Raw genomic sequence first — 18,528 nt, 5'->3', positions numbered from 1 at the left:
GGCGGCGTTGCGGTGGCCGGTTGATCGACTGATCCGCGTTCGCGGGCGATTCCCTCTACTACGATCCGTCGTTCATAGGGGAGTATGGCGAGCGTGGAAGCTCTCAGACTCATCCTTCTCTACGTCCATCTGATCGGGTTCGCCCTGCTGCTCGGTGGCTCGATCGCCCAGTACGCCAGCGGTCGGCTGCGGATCAACCCGGCCATGCTGTGGGGCGCGGTGATCCAGTTGTTGACCGGGCTGGGCCTCTCCGCGCCGCTGCGCGGTGGCGGCGACGACGAGCCGAGCCCGGCGAAACTTGTGACGAAGTTGGTGATCGCGTTGCTGATCTTCGTCATGGTCTTCTTCTCGCGGAAGCGGGACGTGGTCAACCGCGGTCACTTCCTCGCGATCGTCGGTCTGACCCTGGTCAACGCGGCGGTCGCGGTCTTTTGGCGGTAACGTCCGGGGAGGAAGGGGCCTCCTGAAAACGGACGTTGCGGACGCTGCGGCGCACGGTTACCAGCACGAAGAGTGACGTGCCCCACGCAAGGGTTACACCCGGGTAACAGGCGCTCAACAGTCGTGCACGATTGTCGGCCGGTGGGTGGGCGCGGGCGTACGCTCCCGTCCGTAACGTGGGACAGCCGGCGGCACACCCGCAGGCCGGCTGATGGGCTGCCACCGCACAAGGCGCGGTGAGCAATGGGAAGGAGACGTCTTGCGCTCGGTGCGTGGGATGCGGATCGCCTCGATCTTCGCGGTGGGTGGGCTCGCGCTCTCCGCCGCCGCTTGTGGCGAGGCGCCCAAGGATGACAACAACGCCGGCAGTGGCGCCAAGAAGTTCAGCGCCTGCATGGTGACCGACGTTGGCGGCATCGACGACAAGTCGTTCAACGCCTCGGCCTGGAAGGGCCTGCAGGAGGCCAAGGCCGCCAACGACAACATCGACATCAAGTACGTCGCGTCGAAGGCCGAGGCCGACTACGAGCCGAACCTGACGCAGTTCGTCAACCAGAAGTGCGACTTCATCCTGGCGGTCGGTGGCCTGATGGGCGACGCCACCTCGAAGATCGCCAAGGCGAACCCGAACCAGCAGTTCGGCATCGTCGACGCGAACCCGGGTGACGCCAACGTCTACCCGATGCAGTTCGACACCGCTCAGGCCGCGTTCCAGGCCGGCTACCTGGCCGCCGGGATGAGCAAGAGCGGCAAGGTCGGCACCTACGGTGCGGTTCCGATCCCGCCGGTGACCATCTTCATGGACGGTTTCGTCGACGGTGTGAAGTACTTCAACACCGCCAAGGGCAAGAACGTCCAGGCCCTGGGTTGGAACAAGGAGACCCAGAAGGGTTCCTTCTCCAACGCCTTCGACAAGCAGGACGAGGGCAAGAAGGTCTCCGACGCGCTGGTCGCCCAGGGCGCGGACATCATCATGCCGGTCGCCGGCGGCTCCGGCCTGGGCACCACGGCCGCGGCCAAGGCGTCGGGCGGCAAGTACAGCACCATCTGGGTGGACGTCGACGGCTGCGAGAGCACCCCGGACTGCGCGGCGATCATCACCACCGTGGTCAAGAACATCCCGGACGCCGTCAAGGAGGCCGTGGTCAAGGCCGCCGCCGGTGACAAGCTGCCGGCCACGCCGGGCTTCGTCGGCACCCTGGCCAACAACGGTGTCTCGATCGCCCCGTACCACGACTTCGACAGCAAGGTTCCGGCCGAGCTGAAGGCCGAGGTCGACAAGATCAAGGCGGACATCGCCGCCGGCACCATCACCGTCACCTCGAAGGCCCAGCCGACCAAGTGACAACCGGCCGGCCCCTCCGGTGAGATCATCGGGGAGGTCGGCGGGGACAGCTACGACCGATCGGCCGCTCTGGCTCCGCGGATGCCCCGCAGGGTCGGAGCGGCCGATCGCGCACCACGGCGGCCGGGCCGGTCCGGCCGGTTCGACGGCAGCTAGGCTGCACCATCGCTCGCACTCCAGGAGGTTGCGCTGAGACTCGAACTGCGCGGCATCACCAAGCGGTTCGGTGATCTGGTCGCCAACGATCACATCGACTTGACGGTGGAGCCTGGAGAGATTCACGCCCTCCTCGGCGAGAACGGCGCGGGCAAGTCGACCCTGATGAACGTGCTCTACGGGCTCTACCAGCCCGACGAGGGCGAGATCCTGGTCGACGGTAAGCCGCTGAAGCTGAAGGGCTCGTCCGACGCGATCGGCGCCGGGATCGGCATGGTGCACCAGCACTTCATGTTGGTGCCGGTCTTCACCGTCGCCGAGAACATCATGCTCGGCGCCGAGCAGGTCCGGGGCGGAATCGCCGGCTTCCTGGACCGGCGTCGGGCCCGGCGCGAGGTCACCGAGGTGTCCGAGCGCTACAACCTGCGGGTCGACCCGGACGCGGTGATCGAGGACCTGCCGGTCGGCATCCAGCAGCGGGTCGAGATCGTCAAGGCGCTCACCCGCGACGTCGACCTGCTCATCCTGGACGAGCCGACCGCGGTGCTCACCCCGCAGGAGACCGAGGAGCTGCTGACGGTCATGCGGTCGCTCAAGGCGGCCGGCAAGTCGATCGTCTTCATCACCCACAAGCTCGGCGAGGTCAAGGCCATCGCCGACCGGATCACCGTGATCCGACGCGGAAAGACCGTGGGCACCGCCTCGCCGGAGGCCAGCCGGGACGAGTTGGCGGCGTTGATGGTCGGGCGCAACGTCCGGCTCACCGTGGACAAGTCCCCGGCCACGCCGGGCGAGCCGGTGCTGGAGGTGGCCGGGCTCGTCGTCGACGATGACCGGCAGATCCGCGCGGTCGACGGCATCGACCTGACCGTCCACGCGGGCGAGGTGCTCGGCGTGGCGGGTGTGCAGGGCAACGGTCAGACCGAGCTGATCGAGGCGATCATGGGGCTGCGCCCGGTGCTGGCCGGCACGGTCAGCCTGGCCGGTGACCGGATCGACGGTTGGAAGCCCAAGAAGGTGCTCCGGGCGGGCGTCGGCTACGTGCCCGAGGACCGCAGCGTGGACGGCCTGGTCAAGGAGTTCAGCGTCGCGGAGAACCTGGTGCTGGACATCTACGACCGGCCACCTTTCGGTTCCGGGCTCGCGCTGAAGCCGGACGCGATCGCGGCCTCGGCGAAGGAACGGATCGAGCAGTTCGACGTCCGTACCTCATCGGCCGACGCGGCGGTCGGCACCCTGTCCGGCGGCAACCAGCAGAAGGTGATCGTGGCCCGGGAGTTGTCCCGGCCGCTGAAGCTCTTCATCGCCGCCCAGCCGACCCGTGGTGTCGACGTGGGGTCGATCGAGTTCATCCACAGCCAGATCATCCACGAACGCGACGTCGGCACGGCCGTCATGGTGGTCTCCAGCGAACTCGACGAGGTGATCGGGTTGGCCGACCGGATCGCGGTGATGTACCGCGGTCGGATCATCGGCATCGTCGGCCCGGACACCCCTCGTGAGGAGATCGGCCTGCTGATGGCCGGCATCAGCCCGGACGCGGCCCACGAAGCCGTCGCGGCACCCGCCGACGGCGAGCCCGAAGCGGCAGACGGGAGCCCGGCGAGCGACGCGGGCTCCGCGAGCGAGGACAAGGCATGAGCGAGCGCCAGCGAGTGAATCATGGTTGTCGGGGGTTGGTGCGTCATGACGTCAGGCAGCGAAGCGGAGTGACGGCATGACCAACCCTTCCAACCCGCAGTCCGGCTCGCCGGACAAGGAACCGGCGAGCGAGGCGCAGGCCGCGCAGAACGCGCTCGGCAACACCGAACGCGCCGAGGTGGCCACCGAGCCGGACCGCTCGGTGGCGGAGTCGGGCCCGGAGCCGAAGCCGAGCCTGGGCCGGTTGTTCCTGGACAACCTCTGGGCGGCGAACACCTTCACGGTGACCCTGTTGTCGTTGGTGCTGGCGATCGTGGTCGGTGCGGTGCTGATGATCATCTCTGATCCCGACGTGCTCTCCACCTACTCGTACATCACCTCCCGCCCGTCCGACGCGATCAACTCCAGCTGGACGCTCGTCAGCGAGGCGTACGCGAACCTGTTCAAGGGCTCGATCTTCGATCCCGAGGCGTTCTCCGGCTGGTTGGACGGCGCCAACGGGTGGCAGGCGGTGCTCGCGCCGATCTCGGAGACGCTGACCTACGCGGCGCCGCTGGTCTTCACCGGCCTGTCGGTGGCGCTGGCCTTCCGGGGCGGTCTGTTCAACATCGGCGCCCAGGGCCAGGCCATCATCGGTGTGATCATGGCGGCGCTGGCCGGCTTCCTGCTGCCGCTGCCGCCCGGCCTGCACCTGCTGGTGGCGGTGCTGGCCGGCGCGCTGGGTGGAGCGATCTGGGGCTTCATCCCCGGCATCCTCAAGGCCCGTGCCGGCGCGCACGAGGTGATCAACACGATCATGCTCAACTACGTCGCCACGTACTTCCTCACCTGGTTGATCGTGCAGAACGGCGTGCAGGACCCGAGCCGTGCCGACGCGATCAGCAAGGCGGTGGACACCTCCGCCCAGCTGCCCCGACTGCTCGGCGACAACCTGCGGGTGCACGCCGGCATCCTGCTCGCCGTGCTGGCCACCTGGGCGGTCGCCTGGCTGCTCAACCGCTCGACGCTCGGTTTCGAGCTGCGCGCGGTCGGCGCCAACCCGGACGCCGCCCGGACCGCGGGCATCAGCGTCACCCGGACGTACATCCTGATCATGGTTTTCGCCGGAATCCTGGCCGGCCTCGGCGGCTCGAACATGGTGCTCGGCTCGACCGCCAGCGCGTTGACCCCGCTGGTGGTCGCGCAGATCGGCTTCGACGGCATCCTGGTGGCGCTGCTCGGCCGGGTGAAGCCCTGGGGGGTGCTGCTCGCCGCGCTGCTGTTCGGCGCGCTCCAGGCCGGTGGTAACCGGATGCAGTCGTACTCCGGGATCTCGCTGGAGCTGGTGACCGTGCTTCAGGCGCTGATTGTCATCTTCATCGCCGCACCGGCCCTGGTGAAGGCGATCTTCCAGCTCCGGGCCGCGCGCGCCGCCCGGTTGCAGACGAGCCTGGCGAAGGGCTGGTAACTCATGTCCACCATGGCTGTCCCCGACATCGCGGTCGCCCCGGTCGACGAGGGCTTCTGGACCCGCAGCCGGAAGGTCGGTCTCACGCTGCTGGCGCTCGGCCTGCTGGCCGCGGTGCTCTTCGGCGCGCTCGCCACCGACCAACAGGCCCGGTTCACCCTCAGCGACGACGCGGCCGGTGCCGCACTGGAGATCAACGGCACGATCGGGGCGATCCTCTTCGGGATCATCACGATCGCCGCTGGCGCGGCGCTGCTGGCCGGGGTGCCGAAGCGCTGGTTCCTACCCGTGCTCGGCGTCGGGTTGGTCGCCTTCGTGCTGTCGTTCCTCTGCTGGCAGGTCAGCGCCGCGCCGACCGGGCAGAACTTCATGCCGCTGGTCAACATCATCCGGGGTACGTTCATTCTGGCCCTGCCGCTGATCTTCGGCGCGCTCGCTGGGGTGCTCTGTGAGCGGTCCGGCGTGGTCAACGTGGCCATCGAGGGTCAACTGCTGATGGGCGCGTTCAGCGGGGCCCTGTTCGGCAGCATCTCCGGCAGCGTGTGGGTGGGCCTGGTCGCCGCAGCCATCGGGGGCGCGTTCATCTCGCTGCTGCTGGCCGTCTTCGCCATCCGCTACCTGGTCGACCAGGTCGTCATGGGCATCGTGCTGAACCTGCTGGCCGTCGGCGTCACCGGCTTCCTGTACGAGCGGCTGATGCAGACCGACGCCGCGAAGTACAACAGCGCGCCCCGGTTCAGCAACTGGGAGATCCCGCTGCTGAAGGACATCCCGGTGCTCGGTCCGGCGTTGTTCCGCGGCAACATTTTCCTCTACCTCGGGCTGCTCCTGGTGCTGGTGATCCACATCGGGTTGTTCCGCACCCGGTGGGGGCTGCGGACCCGCTCGGTCGGCGAGCACCCGATCGCCGCCGACACGCTCGGCGTCAAGGTGCTGCGGGTGCGTTACCGCAACGTGCTGCTGGCCGGCGTCGTCGCCGGCATCGGTGGCGCGTCCTACACGCTGGCGCTCTACTCGTTCACCAAGAACATGATCGGCGGTAAGGGCTTCATCGCCCTGGCCGCGCTGATCTTCGGCCGGTGGAACCCGACCGGCGCGCTGCTCGCCGCGCTCTTCTTCGGGTTCGCCGACCAGCTCGCCACGTACCTGGGCGCGATCAGCAGCTCGATCCCCAGCCAGTTCCTGGCCATGCTGCCCTACCTGGCGACCATCCTGGCGGTCGCCGGGCTGGTCGGTCGGGTCCGGGCGCCAGCCGCCGACGGCAAGCCGTACATCAAGGGCTGACCCCCTGGCGTTGCGCCACCATGATCAGGTGATGAGAAGTAGGTGCCACGGCCGTCCATGGCCTACTTCTCATCACCTGATCAACGCTCTGCGGTGCGTTGGTCGGCGTGTCGGCTGGACCGCGCCCTGGACCCCTGCCCGCTTCTGACCTGGGCTACCTGGGCAGAATGGCGGCATGAGCGACATTGACTGGGCGCGGTTGCGCGCCGCCGCCACCGACGCGATGCGGCACGCGTACGCGCCGTACTCGACGTTCCCGGTCGGCGCGGCCGCGCTTGTCGACGACGGCCGCGTGGTGGTGGGTTGCAACGTGGAGAACGCCGCGTACGGGGTGACCCTCTGCGCCGAGTGCGGGGTGGTGTCCAGCCTGCACGCCACCGGTGGCGGTCGACTCGTCGCGCTCTCCTGCGTCGACGCGACCGGTGAGCCGCTGATGCCCTGCGGTCGGTGTCGGCAGCTGCTCTGGGAACACGGCGGCCCGGAGTGCCTGATCGAGACCAAGGGCAACCCGCTGCGGATGGCCGAGTTGCTGCCGCACGCCTTCGGCGTGGAGGACCTGGAAGCCGTCGTCGGTGAGACACCGGTGCCGGTGGTTCCGGAGCGACTGGCCGCCTGGCGCGGGCGCGGCACGGTCTTCGTACACCCGGACATGTCCGCCGGCCAGCAGGTCTGGACGGCGTACTGGGAGCGGTCGGCCGGCGACGACGCGGGTGCCGAGACCGGGGTGCTGGAGGAGGCGCCGAGCTGGGACGACCCGGCCGAGGCGATCACCTGGGGTCTGGCCCGGACACCGCGGGTGGTGGTGGTCGACGCGACCGGCACGATCTTCTGGGCCGGCGAGGGTGAGCCGCCTTTGGAGATCCCGACTCGGTGGTCTGGTGGCTGAGCTTGGGGGCGGGGCCGACCGTGCCCGGCTCCGGGCGGTCAGGCTTGATCCCTCCGCCGGGCACGGTCGGCCCCCGCCCCGCGTCGGCAATGCCGTGCGTCGGTTCCGCCAAAGGACTAGGAAGATCTTCTGATGAGTTTTGCTGCTGTTGACGTTATTCGGGTGAAGCGGGACGGCGGTGTGCTGTCGGACGCGCAGATCGACTGGGTGGTCGACGCGTACACCCGGGGGGTTGTCGCCGACGAGCAGATGTCCGCGCTGGCGATGGCGATCCTGCTCAACGGCATGACCGGGCCGGAGATCGCTCGGTGGACCGCCGCGATGATCGCGAGTGGCGAGCGGTTGGACCTGTCGGCGGTACGTCGGCCGACGGTCGACAAGCACTCCACCGGCGGCGTGGGCGACAAGATCACTCTGCCGCTCACCCCGCTGGTGGCGGCGTGCGGCGCGGCCGTGCCGCAGCTGAGCGGCCGGGGTCTCGGGCACACCGGCGGCACGCTGGACAAGTTGGAGTCCATTCCGGGCTGGCGGGCCACGGTGAGCAACGACGAGTTCATCGCCCAGCTGGACGAGGTCGGTGCGGTGATCTGCGCGGCCGGTGCCGGGCTCGCCCCCGCCGACCGCAAGCTGTACGCGTTGCGCGACGTGACCGGCACCGTGGAGGCGATCCCGCTGATCGCCAGCTCGATCATGAGCAAGAAGATCGCCGAGGGCACCGGGGCGCTGATCCTCGACGTCAAGGTCGGCTCGGGCGCCTTCATGAAGTCCGTCGACCAGGCCCGCGAGTTGGCGCGCACCATGGTCGAGCTGGGCGGTGCGCACGGGGTGCGGACGGTCGCCCTGCTCACCGACATGTCCACCCCGCTCGGTCTGGCGATCGGCAACGCGGTCGAGGTGACCGAGTCGGTCGAGGTGCTGGCCGGTGGGGGGCCGGCCGACGTGGTGGAGCTGACCCTCGCGCTGGCCCGGGAGATGCTCGACGCCGCCGGTCTGCCGGACGCCGATCCGGCCGCGGCGCTGCGCGACGGCCGGGCCATGGACTCCTGGCGGGCGATGATCCGGGCGCAGGGCGGCGATCCGGACGCGCCGATGCCAGCGGCGGCCGAGGTGGAGGTGGTGCGCGCGGAGCGCGACGGGTACGTCGCGGCCGTCGACGCGTACGCCATGGGGGTTGCGGCGTGGCGGCTCGGCGCGGGCCGGGCGCGCAAGGAGGACCCGGTCAGCGTGCCGGCCGGTGTGGTGTTGCACAAGCGGCCGGGTGACGAGGTGCGGGCCGGTGACCCGCTCTACGAGCTGCGTGCCGACGACGCGACGCGGATTCCGGCCGCGCTGACCGAGGCCGCGAACGCGGTGCGGATCGGGTCGACGGCCCCGGCGGCGACGTCGTTGGTCATCGAACGCGTCGGCTGATCGACCCGGCCCTCGCCCTGGCATGGTGCCGGTCCCGTGGGAGCGCTATTGTCGCAGGCCAAGGGGGGACAACCGGCCTTGCGCCGGCGCGAGCAGACAGGAAGATCCGCCGTGACCGTTGCTGCCCCCGACCCACGTGAGGTGCGCGAGGCGAGCCTGGACGAGCTGTCCCGGCTCGGCCTGCCGTTGCCGCCGGCCCAGTTTCCCCTCGTCTGGGAGCCGGGTGACCAGATCGACCTGCGCCCGACCGTGGAGATCGAGGCGCGGATCGCGGTGCTGCACCTCATCCTGGCGCGCTGTTTCGGGATGCCCCCGCAGGCCGCGATGAGCTGGTTGCTCGGCTCGCATCTGGTCGACATGGTCACCCCGCCGGAGTGGCAGTTCGTGATGGGCGGTAAGGGTGACCACCGGTCGTTCGTGCTGCACCACGACGCGCTCTTCGCGCTGGCCTGGGTGCTCGGGCTGAGCAAGCAGCTCGACCCGACGCTGGCCGTCGACGAGCGGCTGGTCGAGCGGATGCCGCACATCGTCGACGGGGAGACCTTCGCGCACTGGCGCTCCCGGATCCTCACGGCGCCGCAGCACCCGGCCGACGCGGCAGCCCTGCTCGACCTGCACTACTGCCTGGACTGGGCGTACCTGGAGACCGAGCGCGGCGGCCGGCGGGCACCGGGCCTGGTCGACGCGAACGCGATCGGGCAGCGGCGTTGGGCGTTGGAGTGGGCGGTGATCCTGCGCGGGCCGTACCACGACGAGCCGCCCGGCTGGGAAGAGGTCGACCTCTCCACCTGAGGTCAGCGAGGTCGCAGGACGTCGAGCCGGACCGCCACCGTGACCCGGACCGGTTCGGGCAGCGCGGCCAGTCGGGTGGTGAGCGCGGCCGCGTCGGTGTGCCAGGCGCTGGGGCCCATGCCGACCACTGTGGCGACCTCGGGCCGGGTCAGTGCCAACCCGGCCCGGTGCACCGCCGAGCTGACCGGCGTGAAGTGCCCGCCCAGGCTGGCCGCCACCCGGTCGGCCTTGTCCGGGTCCACCCGCAGCAGGTCGAGGGTGTCCACCAACTCGGCGAGGTGGTCGGTGTCGGGCGTGACCACCAGCAACGTGCCGGCCGGGTGTAGCACCCGGTGGAACTCCGGGCCGTTGCGCGGGGCGAAGACGTTCAGCAGCACGGCGGTCGAGGCGTCCGCGAGCGGCAGTCGCTGCCAGGTGTCGGCGAGCGCGGCGGCGGCCCGGGGGTGCGCGCGGGCCGCGCGGCGCAGCGCCGGCTTGGAGACGTCCAGGGCCAGCCCCACGGCGTCCGGCAGCGCCGCCAGCACCGCGCCGAGGTAGCGGCCGGTGCCGGCGCCGGCGTCCACCACCAGGGGGTACGCCCCGAAGCCAGGCTGTTGTGCCGCTGCTGGCGTGGATTCCAGCGGCGCTCCGGCGAGACGGCCGACAGCGTCCGTCGCGGCGGCGGCGAGGGCGCTCGAGATGACGTCGTAGTGCCCGGCGGCCTGGAAGTCCGCGCGGGCCGCGACCATGTCGGGGGTGTCACCGACGTGCGGGGCCCGACCGGTGAGCAGGTTGACGTAGCCCTGGCGCGCGATGTCGAAGCTGTGCCGGCGTGGGCAGCGCAGCGCCCTCGTGTCGGTGGCCGGCGCGAGCGGTTCGCCACAGACCGGGCAGCGCAGCCGGTCGAGGATGCGGGGGTCCACGTCAGACCTCCGCATCGTGCCGTGGCCGGGGCGCCCGCCCGCCGAGGTGGTCGACCACCCGGTGGGTGAGCGCGCCGAGGGCGTCGACCTCGGCGGGGGTGAGCAGGTCGATCAGGTGCCGGCGGACGGCCGCCACGTGACCGGGGGCGGCGGACTCGATGGCCTGCCGCCCGGCGGGGGTGAGGGCGACGACCGAGCCCCGGGCGTCATCGGCGCACTCCTCGCGGGTGACCAGGCCGCGCTGTTGCATCCGGGTCAGGTGGTGGGAGAGCCGGCTGCGCGACCAGAGCATCCGGTCCGCGAGCTCCCGCAGGCGCAGCCGCCCCTGCGGTGTCTCGGAGAGGTCGGACAGCACGTCGTAGTCGGCCTCGGAGAGGCCGGCGTCCTGGGTCAGCTCCCGGGCCAGTTCCAGGTCGAGCAGTCGACGCATCCGGCGGTAGCCACGCCAGGCGCGGTCCTCCCGAGCGTCCAACCACCGGGGTGTGTCCATCCGTCGAGTCTAACGCTTTCGTTGACATGTCATCGATCTGCCTCTAGTTTCGATGACATGTCAACCAATTCTCGCCAGGGGCCTGGGGTGCCGGCGGCGGCCGCCGCTGACCGGCTGTGGGAGCTGTTCGGCCAGCGGGGGCGCGGAGTGCTCGCCACGGTGCGCCGGGACGGGCGGCCCCAGTTGTCCAACCTCGACTACCTGGCCGAGCCGGGGTTGCTGCGCTGCTCCACCACCGGCGACCGGGCGAAGGTCCGCAACCTGCGCCGCGATCCCCGGGCCAGCTTCCACGTCACCACGCCGGACGGCGGCGCGTACGCGGTCGCGGAGGGGGCCGTGACGCTCAGCGAGCCGGCCCTGGCCACCACCGACGAGACAGTCGACGAACTCGTCGAGGTCTACCGCCGGATTCGCGGTGACCACCCGGACTGGGCGGACTACCGGGCCGCGATGGTCGCCGACGGCCGGCTGGTGATCCGACTCGACGTGCACCGGGTGTACGGCTGGCGGCCGTGACGCCCGGCCGGTCCCGTACCGGTCCGCCCAGGCCGCTGACTAGGGTCTGAGCATGGTCGCAACTATCCGGTACGAGGACATCGTCAAGGTCCCGAAGGCGCTGCTGCACGACCACCTCGACGGTGGGCTGAGGCCGGCGACGATCGTCGACCTGGCCGCCGAGGTGGGCCACGAGCTGCCCACCACCGACCCGGAGGGGCTCGGACGCTGGTTCGCCGACGCCGCGGACTCCGGCTCCCTGGAGCGCTACCTCGAGACGTTCGCGCACACCGTGGCCGTCATGCAGACCGCGCCCGCGTTGCGTCGGGTGGCCCGCGAGTGCGCCCTGGACCTGGCCGCCGACGGCGTGGTCTACGCCGAGGTGCGTTTCGCCCCGGAGCAGCACCTGGAACGGGACCTCAGCCTGGACGAGGTCGTCGAGGCGGTGCTGGCCGGCTTCGCCGAGGGCACCGCCCAGGCGGTGGAGGCGGGCCTCACCATCCGGGTGGGCACCCTGCTCACCGCGATGCGCCACGCCGCCCGTTCCCAGGAGATCGCCGAGTTGGCCGTGCGGCACCGGGATGCCGGGGTGGTCGGCTTCGACATCGCCGGCGCCGAGGCGGGCTTTCCGCCCACCCGGCACCTGGACGCCTTCGAGTACCTGCAACGGGAGAACTTCCACTTCACCATCCACGCCGGCGAGGCGTTCGGCCTGCCGTCGATCTGGCAGGCGATCCAGTGGTGCGGGGCGGACCGGCTCGGCCACGGGGTGCGGATCGTCGACGACATCGCCCCCGACGGCTCACTCGGCCGGCTCGCCGCGTACGTCCGGGACAAGCGGATCCCCCTGGAGCTGTGCCCCTCGTCGAACGTGCAGACCGGCGCGGTGGCCTCGATCGCGGACCACCCGATCGGCCTGCTGCGGGACCTGCGCTTCCGGGCCACCGTCAACACCGACAACCGGTTGATGAGCGGCACCTCGATGTCGCGGGAGATGTCGCTGCTGGTGGAGACGTTCGGCTACGGCTGGAAGGAGTTGCAGTGGTTCACCATCAACGCGATGAAGAGCGCCTTCATCCCGTTCGACGAGCGGCTGCGGATCATCGATGACGTGATCAAGCCGGCGTACGCGAAGTTGCTGGCCTGAGCTCAGCCATGCGGGTGGCCGGCGAGCAGCCCGGCCACCCGGCGCAGCACCTCCCGGGCCCGGGCCGCCTCCGCGCCGAGGCCGATCTGCCGGCGCAGCACGGCGGGCTCGGCCCGTAGCAGCGTCACCCCGCGCCGAATAAGCACCCGGGGCGCCTTGCGCTGCTCGGACAGGTCGCGGGCGAGTCGGCGTAGGAAGGTGGCCCCGCGCGGGCGTCGCAGCGCGTACGCCCCGGCGAGCAGGCCGCGGCGACGGCACTCCTCGACGATCTCGGCGGCGAAGATCCCTTCGGCCACGAAAAGTGGCGATCCGGCGACATCAAATGGCCGGGTGGCCACCCGTCGATCTGCGCCGATCGCATAAACCGGCACATCGGCTCGGCCCTCACGGGCAAGTTGGGCAATGATTTCCACCGCACTGAGGGCGTCCCAGGAGTGCGGCGATTCCCAATCCACCTGGCCGTTTCGTCTCGGCAACGTAGGGTCATCGCCGTCTTTGTAGAAGTCGTCCAAGCACAGCACCGGCAAGCCGGTTTGCTGCGCTATGTACGACTTTCCGGACCCCGATGGGCCGGCCAGTAGGACAACTCGGTGCGGATGTTCCATTACCTTCAGTTACTCCGGCCAGACAGACTGCTATCAAATCGCATCAACATCTCATCACACCTTCGGTCTGGGACAACCTGGGCTTTCTTCTTGTCGACCGGCGTGATGGAATCTCGGGGGTCCGACCCGCCGGGTCGGTCGCTGGGCGTTGCCCGGGGCAACGCGTTCAAGCTGTAATCGCGAGGGCGGTGACGTGAGCAAACGGCCAAAGACGGCGGGCTCCTTCCTGTCGCGGCTGCGCCGGCCGGCCAGCCGGCTCCGGGACATGCCGATCTGGTCCAAGCTCGGTCTCATCATGATCGTGCCGACCATCGCCACGGTCGTGGTGGGCACCAGTGGTCTCATCGACCACGTGGAGACGCTCAACAATGCCAACCGAGCTGGCGACCTGGCGAATCTGTCGAGCTATTCCGGTGACCTGGTCGACACACTCCAGGACGAGCGGACCGCCGCCGTACTGCTGCTGGCCGCCGACGGGACGCAGCCGACGGCGCAGTACCAGGAGGCCTACAACCGGGTGAACTCCCGGGTGGACCAGGCAGCGGCCCCCTACCGGCAGCAGCGGGCCGAGGTCGAGGACCTGCCGAGCAGCCTGGAAGGTCTGCTCGACAGCATCGACCAGAACCTTCAGGATCTGGCGGGCGTCCGCAGCCAGGTGTTCAACGGCAAGCTCGCGCTCACCGAGACCGTGCAGGCGTACGAGGGGCTGATCAGCGACCTGCTGGCCATCCGCGACTCGTCCACGCAGCTCGCCGGTGACAACCAGCTGAGCGACCGGATGCGCGCCGCCGCGGCGATCGCCCGGGAGAAGGAGTTCCTCGCCGTACGTCGGGTCGTGGTGCACCGCGCGCTGGGTGTGAAGGGCGGTCAGCGCCTGACCTCGGCACTGCGTCGGGACTACATCGCCAGTGACACCGGCCAGCAGCAGGCCCTGCAGAGCTTCAAGGCCGTCGCCACCCCGGACGACGCCAAGTTCCACGACCAGACGGTCGCGGGCGGCGACCGTCGGCAGGCACAGAACTACACCGGCTGGATCGACGGCAACACCACCGGCGACATGCGCGGTGCGCCGTTCGGCCCGGACCAGTGGGAAGCCGCCATGACGGCCAACTCCAGGTTGATCCGCACCGTCGAGATCAAACTCGACAGCGAGGTGGTCGACCAGGCCGACGCGCTCCGCTCGGACGTCCAGCGCCAGGTCTTCCTGGAGACCGGCCTGCTGCTCAGCATGCTGCTGCTGGCCATCCTCTTCGCCTACCTGGTGGCCCGCTCGATGGCCCGCTCCCTGCGTGAGCTGCGGCAGGGTGCGCTCTCCGTTGCCCAGTACGGTCTGCCACAGGCGGTGGCCCGTCTGCGCGACCCGCAGGTCGTCGGGCAGCTCTCGCCGGTGCAGCTGGCCAACCAGATCGCCGAACCGCTGCCGGTGCGCAGCAAGGACGAGTTCGGCCAGGTGACCGAGGCGTTCAACGCCGTCCACCTGGAAGCCGTCCGCACGGCCGCCGAGCAGGCGGCGCTGCGTGCCTCCGTCGCGACCATGTTCGTCAACCTGGCCCGTCGTTCCCAGATCCTGGTCGACCGCCTCATCGGTCACCTCGACCGGTTGGAGCGCGGCGAGGAGGACCCGGACCGGCTGGCCGAGCTGTTCCAGCTCGACCACCTGGCCACCCGGATGCGCCGTAACGACGAGAACCTGCTGGTGCTCGCCGGCGCCGACTCCACCCGTGTGCAGCGTGAGCCGGCCGCTCTCATCGACGTGCTGCGCGCCGCGCAGTCCGAGGTCGAGCACTACACCCGGATCGAGTTCGGGGTCATCGACCGTGACATCGAGGTCGCCGCGCACGCGGTCAACGACCTGGTGCACCTCGTCGCGGAGCTGTTCGACAACGCCACCGCGTTCTCCCCGCCCGACTCGCAGGTCATGGTCGAGGCCCGCCGGGTCGGTGACCGCTCCTCGCTGTACGTCGAGGACCGCGGCATCGGCATCAGCGCCGAGCAGTTGCACGACCTCAACGAGCGGCTCGCGACGCCGCCGCAGGTGGACGTGGCCGTGTCCCGGATGATGGGCCTGGTCGTGGTCGCCCGGCTGGCGTCCCGGCACGGGGTGCGGGTCGAGCTGCGACCCGGCAACGACCGCGGCACCGTCGCCGACGTGACCCTGCCCACCTCGGTGCTGGTGCCCCGGGCGCTCTCCGGTCGGGTGCAGCAACCTCCGGCGCTGCCGGCGGCCGGTGCGCCCCAGTTCGGTGGTCCGCAGTCCGCTGCTCCCCAGTTCGGCGGTCCGCAGTCCGGTGGGCCCGCCCCGGTCTTCGGCGCGCTGCCCGCCCTGGGCAACGGCCCTCGCCCGAGCGAGTCCGGCAACCAGGTCACCCTGGGCGGCCGCCCGTTCGACCCCGCGACGCGCAACGGCGCCGGCACCCCCGCCAACGGCGGCGCGTACCGGTCGATGCCGGCCTGGTCCGACCTGACCGGCGCGGCCGGGACGAACGGCGTCAACGGCGGCGACGGGTTCACCCCCCGGCCGACCAACGGTCACGGCAACGACCCGCTGCCGCAGCGTCGGGCCGGGGACGAGACCCCGACCAACGACCAGCAGCCGTCCATTCCGCGTCAGTTGCCGAGCAGCCCCGAGGCGCACCCGTACTCCGCGCCGCCGGTCTCCGCGCAGCCCTACTCCGGTGCCCCGGTCTCCGCCTCGCCGGCCTCCGGCCAGCCGTACTCCGGGCAGCCCTACTCGGGTGCGCCGTACGGCGGCGCGCCGGTGTCCGCCGCTCCGGCCTCCGGGCAGCCGTACGCCGGTCCGCCGGTGTCCGCGTCGCCCGTCTCGGCCTCGCCGGCGTCCGGCCAGCCGTACGCGAACCAGCCGTACTCGGCGCCGCCGGCCGCCAGCCAGTCGTTCAGCGGCTTCGCGCCCCGGTCCGCGCCGCCCGCGCCGGCCCCCAACGCCCCGGCGCCGCCAGCCTGGCCGCCGGTGCCGGGAAGCGACCGGGACACCGCCACCCCGCCGGTGCCCGAGCGGCTCGCCGCCGCGCTGGACATGACGACGGAGCTGCCGAGGGTGCCGCGACCCGGCGAGCAGCCGGCCGCAGCCCAGCCTCCGGCACCGGCGCCGACCCCGGCGGCAGCGCCGGCCCCCGCTCCGGCTCCGGCTGCTCCGCAGACTCGGCCGACGCCGCAGCAGCCGCAGGCGCAGAACCGTCAGCGGTACGCGGATGAGACGATGGAGCTGCCGATCTTCCGGGAGCTCGAGTCGGCCTGGTTCCGTACCCGTCGCCCGGGCTCCGAGGAGACCGCGGCCGGCGCCGAGCCGGCGACGAACGGCGACTCCGCGACCCAGCAGTTCGCCGCGGTCGAGGCCACCGGTCGGGCAGTCCACAAGACACCACCCGGGACGACAGGTAACACACCGATGGCAGACACTCCGACGGCCGGAGGAGCGCCGCGGGACAACGGCTCCACAGCGAACGAGGGCACCCGCCCCAGCCTCGCCGAGAGCCTGCCGAACCGCCGGCCCCAACCGCAGAGCAACGGCTGGCAGACCGCCGCCGACGACGGCTGGCGTGCTGCCTCCGCGGCGGCCGGCGCGGCGCCGGTGAGCGAGACCACCACGACCGGTCTGCCGAAGCGCAAGCCGATGGCGCAGCTGGTACCTGGTGCGGTGGAGAAGCCCACCACCTCGGTCCAGCGGCGCTCCCCGGAGGCGGTTCGTGGCCTGCTCTCCGCCTACCACCGGGGCGTGCAGCGAGGGCGTAGCACCTCGGACAACCCGACCAGCCCGGAGGCGACTCCGGGAGGGCAATCCTCGCAGTCTGGCTCAGGCCCGGTGGCCGGGAGCGGGCAGAAGGAGCAAGAAGGATGACAACTACGCAGGATCTTGGTTGGCTGCTGGCCAACTTCGCCGACCGGGTGCCCGGCGTCGCGCATGCGGTCGCCGTATCGGCGGACGGCCTACTCCTCGCGTCGTCACGGGATCTGCCGCGCGACCGGGCAGATCAGCTCGCCGCGATCTCGTCGGGTCTGGTCAGCCTGACCCAGGGGGCAGCACGCTGCTTCGAGGGAGGCGCGGTGTTGCAGACCGTCGTGGAGATGGACAATGGCTTCCTGTTCCTGATGTCCATCTCCGACGGCTCGTCCTTCGCCGTGCTGGCCGCCCGCAGCTCCGACGTGGGCCAGGTCGGCTACGAGATGGCGCTGCTGGTCGACCGGGTGGGCGACGCGCTGACCCCGCAGCCGCGTGCGGCTGCGGGCATGCTGGGCTGACGTCTCGCCGATCGTGAGGTCGGCACGACGTCAACAACGACAACGACGGGTTTCACCGGTGGGAGCCGGTAACGGGTGCGAAGGAGGTGAGCGGCGAGATGGCCGATCGTGACGAACCAACCGGAGCGTTGGTCCGTCCATACGCCGTGACCCGTGGTCGCACCCGTCCCCGGCTCGACATCGCGCTGGAGGCGCTCGTCGAGACGACGGTGCGCGGTCGGGCCGCTGCCAATGGCAACGGCGGCCAGGGCCGCGAACACCAGTACATCGCCGCGCTGTGTGACGGTCGCGTGCAGTCGCTCGCGGAGATCGCGGCGCGGATGCAGCTCCCGCTCGGTGTGGCCCGGGTGCTCATCGCCGACATGGCGACGGACGGCCTGGTCGCGGTCCACGAGCCGACCATTTTGGACGACTCCGACGACGCGGTGGGCACTGAACTGCTGGAGAGGGTGCTGAGTGGACTTCGCAGGCTCTGACATGTCGCACCGCCCGCCGAACCCGGGCGGCCGCGTGACGTCGGCGAAGATCGTTATCGCCGGTGGATTCGGCGTCGGTAAGACGACGCTGGTCGGCTCGGTCTCGGAGATTACGCCGCTGACCACCGAGGCCATCATGACCTCCGCTGGCGTGGGCGTCGACGACACCCGGCAGGTGCCGGGCAAGACGACGACCACGGTGGCCATGGACTTCGGCCGGATTTCGATCGACCGTGACCTGATCCTGTACCTGTTCGGTACGCCGGGTCAGACCCGTTTCTGGTTCATGTGGGACGAACTGGTGCGGGGCGCGATCGGTGCGGTCGTGCTGGTGGACACCCGCCGGCTGGCCGACTGCTTCGCGGCGATCGACTTCTTCGAGCACCGACGCCTGCCGTACCTGGTGGCGATCAACTGCTTCGACGGGATGCAGTACCACGACCCGCAGGACGTCCGGGACGCCTTGGCGATCTCGAGCGACGTGCCGGTGGTGGCGTGCGACGCCCGTAACCGGGAGTCGACGAAGCACGTGCTGATCTCGCTGGTCGAGTACGTGCTGACGATGCGCCGTACGCGCGCCGTCGCCCCGGCCTGATCCGGGACGCCGCACGCCCCGGTGGTGGCTCCGGCCGCCGTCGGGCGCTGCCAGCCGCCCCGGTGCGCGGGCGCTCGGAACGGTCGGGGCGGTCGGCCGACCCGGCTCAGCCACGCCCGTGCGGCATGCTCCAGCCGGACTCGTCCGGCCCGAGTGGCA

The 18,528-nt window shown here is 70.7% G+C and carries 17 protein-coding genes; 14 read left to right on the top strand and 3 right to left on the bottom strand.

All coding sequences use genetic code 11. The annotated features are described in order from the left end of the window. The first annotated feature begins 93 nt into the window (after positions 1-93). The 8 genes from AB0877_RS00085 (at position 94) to AB0877_RS00050 (ending at position 9,402) form a co-directional block, all read left to right on the top strand. Positions 94-441: a hypothetical protein gene (locus AB0877_RS00085; protein ID WP_366605228.1), complete on the top strand. Its 348-nt coding sequence runs from the start codon at positions 94-96 to the stop codon at positions 439-441. 277 nt (positions 442-718) lie between these two features. Then, positions 719-1,786, top strand: coding sequence for a BMP family ABC transporter substrate-binding protein (locus tag AB0877_RS00080; protein WP_366606134.1), 1,068 nt, complete (start codon positions 719-721; stop codon positions 1,784-1,786). A gap of 189 nt (positions 1,787-1,975) precedes the next feature. Further along, on the top strand, positions 1,976-3,583 hold the full coding sequence (locus tag AB0877_RS00075; protein ID WP_366606132.1) for an ABC transporter ATP-binding protein: 1,608 nt from the start codon (positions 1,976-1,978) through the stop codon (positions 3,581-3,583). A gap of 76 nt (positions 3,584-3,659) precedes the next feature. Further along, positions 3,660-5,030: an ABC transporter permease gene (locus AB0877_RS00070; protein ID WP_366605226.1), complete on the top strand. Its 1,371-nt coding sequence runs from the start codon at positions 3,660-3,662 to the stop codon at positions 5,028-5,030. 3 nt (positions 5,031-5,033) lie between these two features. Next, positions 5,034-6,314: an ABC transporter permease gene (locus AB0877_RS00065; protein ID WP_366605225.1), complete on the top strand. Its 1,281-nt coding sequence runs from the start codon at positions 5,034-5,036 to the stop codon at positions 6,312-6,314. Positions 6,315-6,489: 175 nt separating this feature from the next. After that, complete coding sequence (locus tag AB0877_RS00060) at positions 6,490-7,200, top strand: cytidine deaminase (RefSeq protein ID WP_366605223.1); 711 nt, start codon at positions 6,490-6,492, stop codon at positions 7,198-7,200. A gap of 129 nt (positions 7,201-7,329) precedes the next feature. Continuing rightward, on the top strand, positions 7,330-8,610 hold the full coding sequence (locus tag AB0877_RS00055) for a thymidine phosphorylase (protein ID WP_366606130.1): 1,281 nt from the start codon (positions 7,330-7,332) through the stop codon (positions 8,608-8,610). A gap of 111 nt (positions 8,611-8,721) precedes the next feature. Beyond that, on the top strand, positions 8,722-9,402 hold the full coding sequence (locus AB0877_RS00050) for a DUF4272 domain-containing protein (RefSeq protein ID WP_366605221.1): 681 nt from the start codon (positions 8,722-8,724) through the stop codon (positions 9,400-9,402). Between the two features lie 2 nt (positions 9,403-9,404). On the opposite strand, the gene AB0877_RS00045 is transcribed toward AB0877_RS00050, so the two are convergent. Beyond that, entirely contained in the window at positions 9,405-10,304 is a 900-nt protein-coding gene (locus AB0877_RS00045; protein WP_366605219.1) for a putative RNA methyltransferase, read from the bottom strand. 1 nt (position 10,305) lies between these two features. Beyond that, positions 10,306-10,794, bottom strand: coding sequence for a MarR family transcriptional regulator (locus AB0877_RS00040; RefSeq protein WP_366605217.1), 489 nt, complete (start codon positions 10,792-10,794; stop codon positions 10,306-10,308). A gap of 57 nt (positions 10,795-10,851) precedes the next feature. Between AB0877_RS00040 and AB0877_RS00035 the strand changes: the two genes are divergently transcribed. Both AB0877_RS00035 and AB0877_RS00030 read left to right on the top strand, forming a co-directional pair. Continuing rightward, entirely contained in the window at positions 10,852-11,310 is a 459-nt protein-coding gene (locus tag AB0877_RS00035; protein ID WP_366605215.1) for a PPOX class F420-dependent oxidoreductase, read from the top strand. Positions 11,311-11,362: 52 nt separating this feature from the next. After that, entirely contained in the window at positions 11,363-12,436 is a 1,074-nt protein-coding gene (locus AB0877_RS00030; protein WP_366605213.1) for an adenosine deaminase, read from the top strand. A gap of 2 nt (positions 12,437-12,438) precedes the next feature. On the opposite strand, the gene AB0877_RS00025 is transcribed toward AB0877_RS00030, so the two are convergent. Beyond that, positions 12,439-12,732 (bottom strand): hypothetical protein, encoded by a 294-nt coding sequence (locus tag AB0877_RS00025; RefSeq protein ID WP_366605211.1) that lies wholly within the window; start codon positions 12,730-12,732, stop codon positions 12,439-12,441. A gap of 502 nt (positions 12,733-13,234) precedes the next feature. On the opposite strand from AB0877_RS00025, the gene AB0877_RS00020 reads away from it, so the two are divergent. The 4 genes from AB0877_RS00020 to AB0877_RS00005 all read left to right on the top strand — a co-directional run bounded on the left by AB0877_RS00020 (position 13,235) and on the right by AB0877_RS00005 (position 18,369). Next, on the top strand, positions 13,235-16,897 hold the full coding sequence (locus AB0877_RS00020; protein WP_366605209.1) for a nitrate- and nitrite sensing domain-containing protein: 3,663 nt from the start codon (positions 13,235-13,237) through the stop codon (positions 16,895-16,897). Next, a complete protein-coding gene (locus tag AB0877_RS00015; RefSeq protein ID WP_030329023.1) occupies positions 16,894-17,298 on the top strand; it encodes a roadblock/LC7 domain-containing protein in 405 nt (134 codons plus the stop codon). The genes AB0877_RS00020 and AB0877_RS00015 overlap by 4 nt, the downstream gene beginning before the upstream one ends. 98 nt (positions 17,299-17,396) lie before the next feature. Next, positions 17,397-17,774 (top strand): DUF742 domain-containing protein, encoded by a 378-nt coding sequence (locus AB0877_RS00010; RefSeq protein ID WP_030329021.1) that lies wholly within the window; start codon positions 17,397-17,399, stop codon positions 17,772-17,774. A gap of 1 nt (position 17,775) precedes the next feature. Next, complete coding sequence (locus AB0877_RS00005) at positions 17,776-18,369, top strand: ATP/GTP-binding protein (protein WP_139581860.1); 594 nt, start codon at positions 17,776-17,778, stop codon at positions 18,367-18,369. Positions 18,370-18,528 lie beyond the last annotated feature (159 nt).

It is taken from the genome of Micromonospora sp. NPDC047644 (assembly GCF_040704315.1).
In the GTDB taxonomy this organism is placed as follows: Bacteria; Actinomycetota; Actinomycetes; order Mycobacteriales; family Micromonosporaceae; genus Micromonospora.
This window is presented reverse-complemented; position numbering and strand designations above follow the sequence as displayed.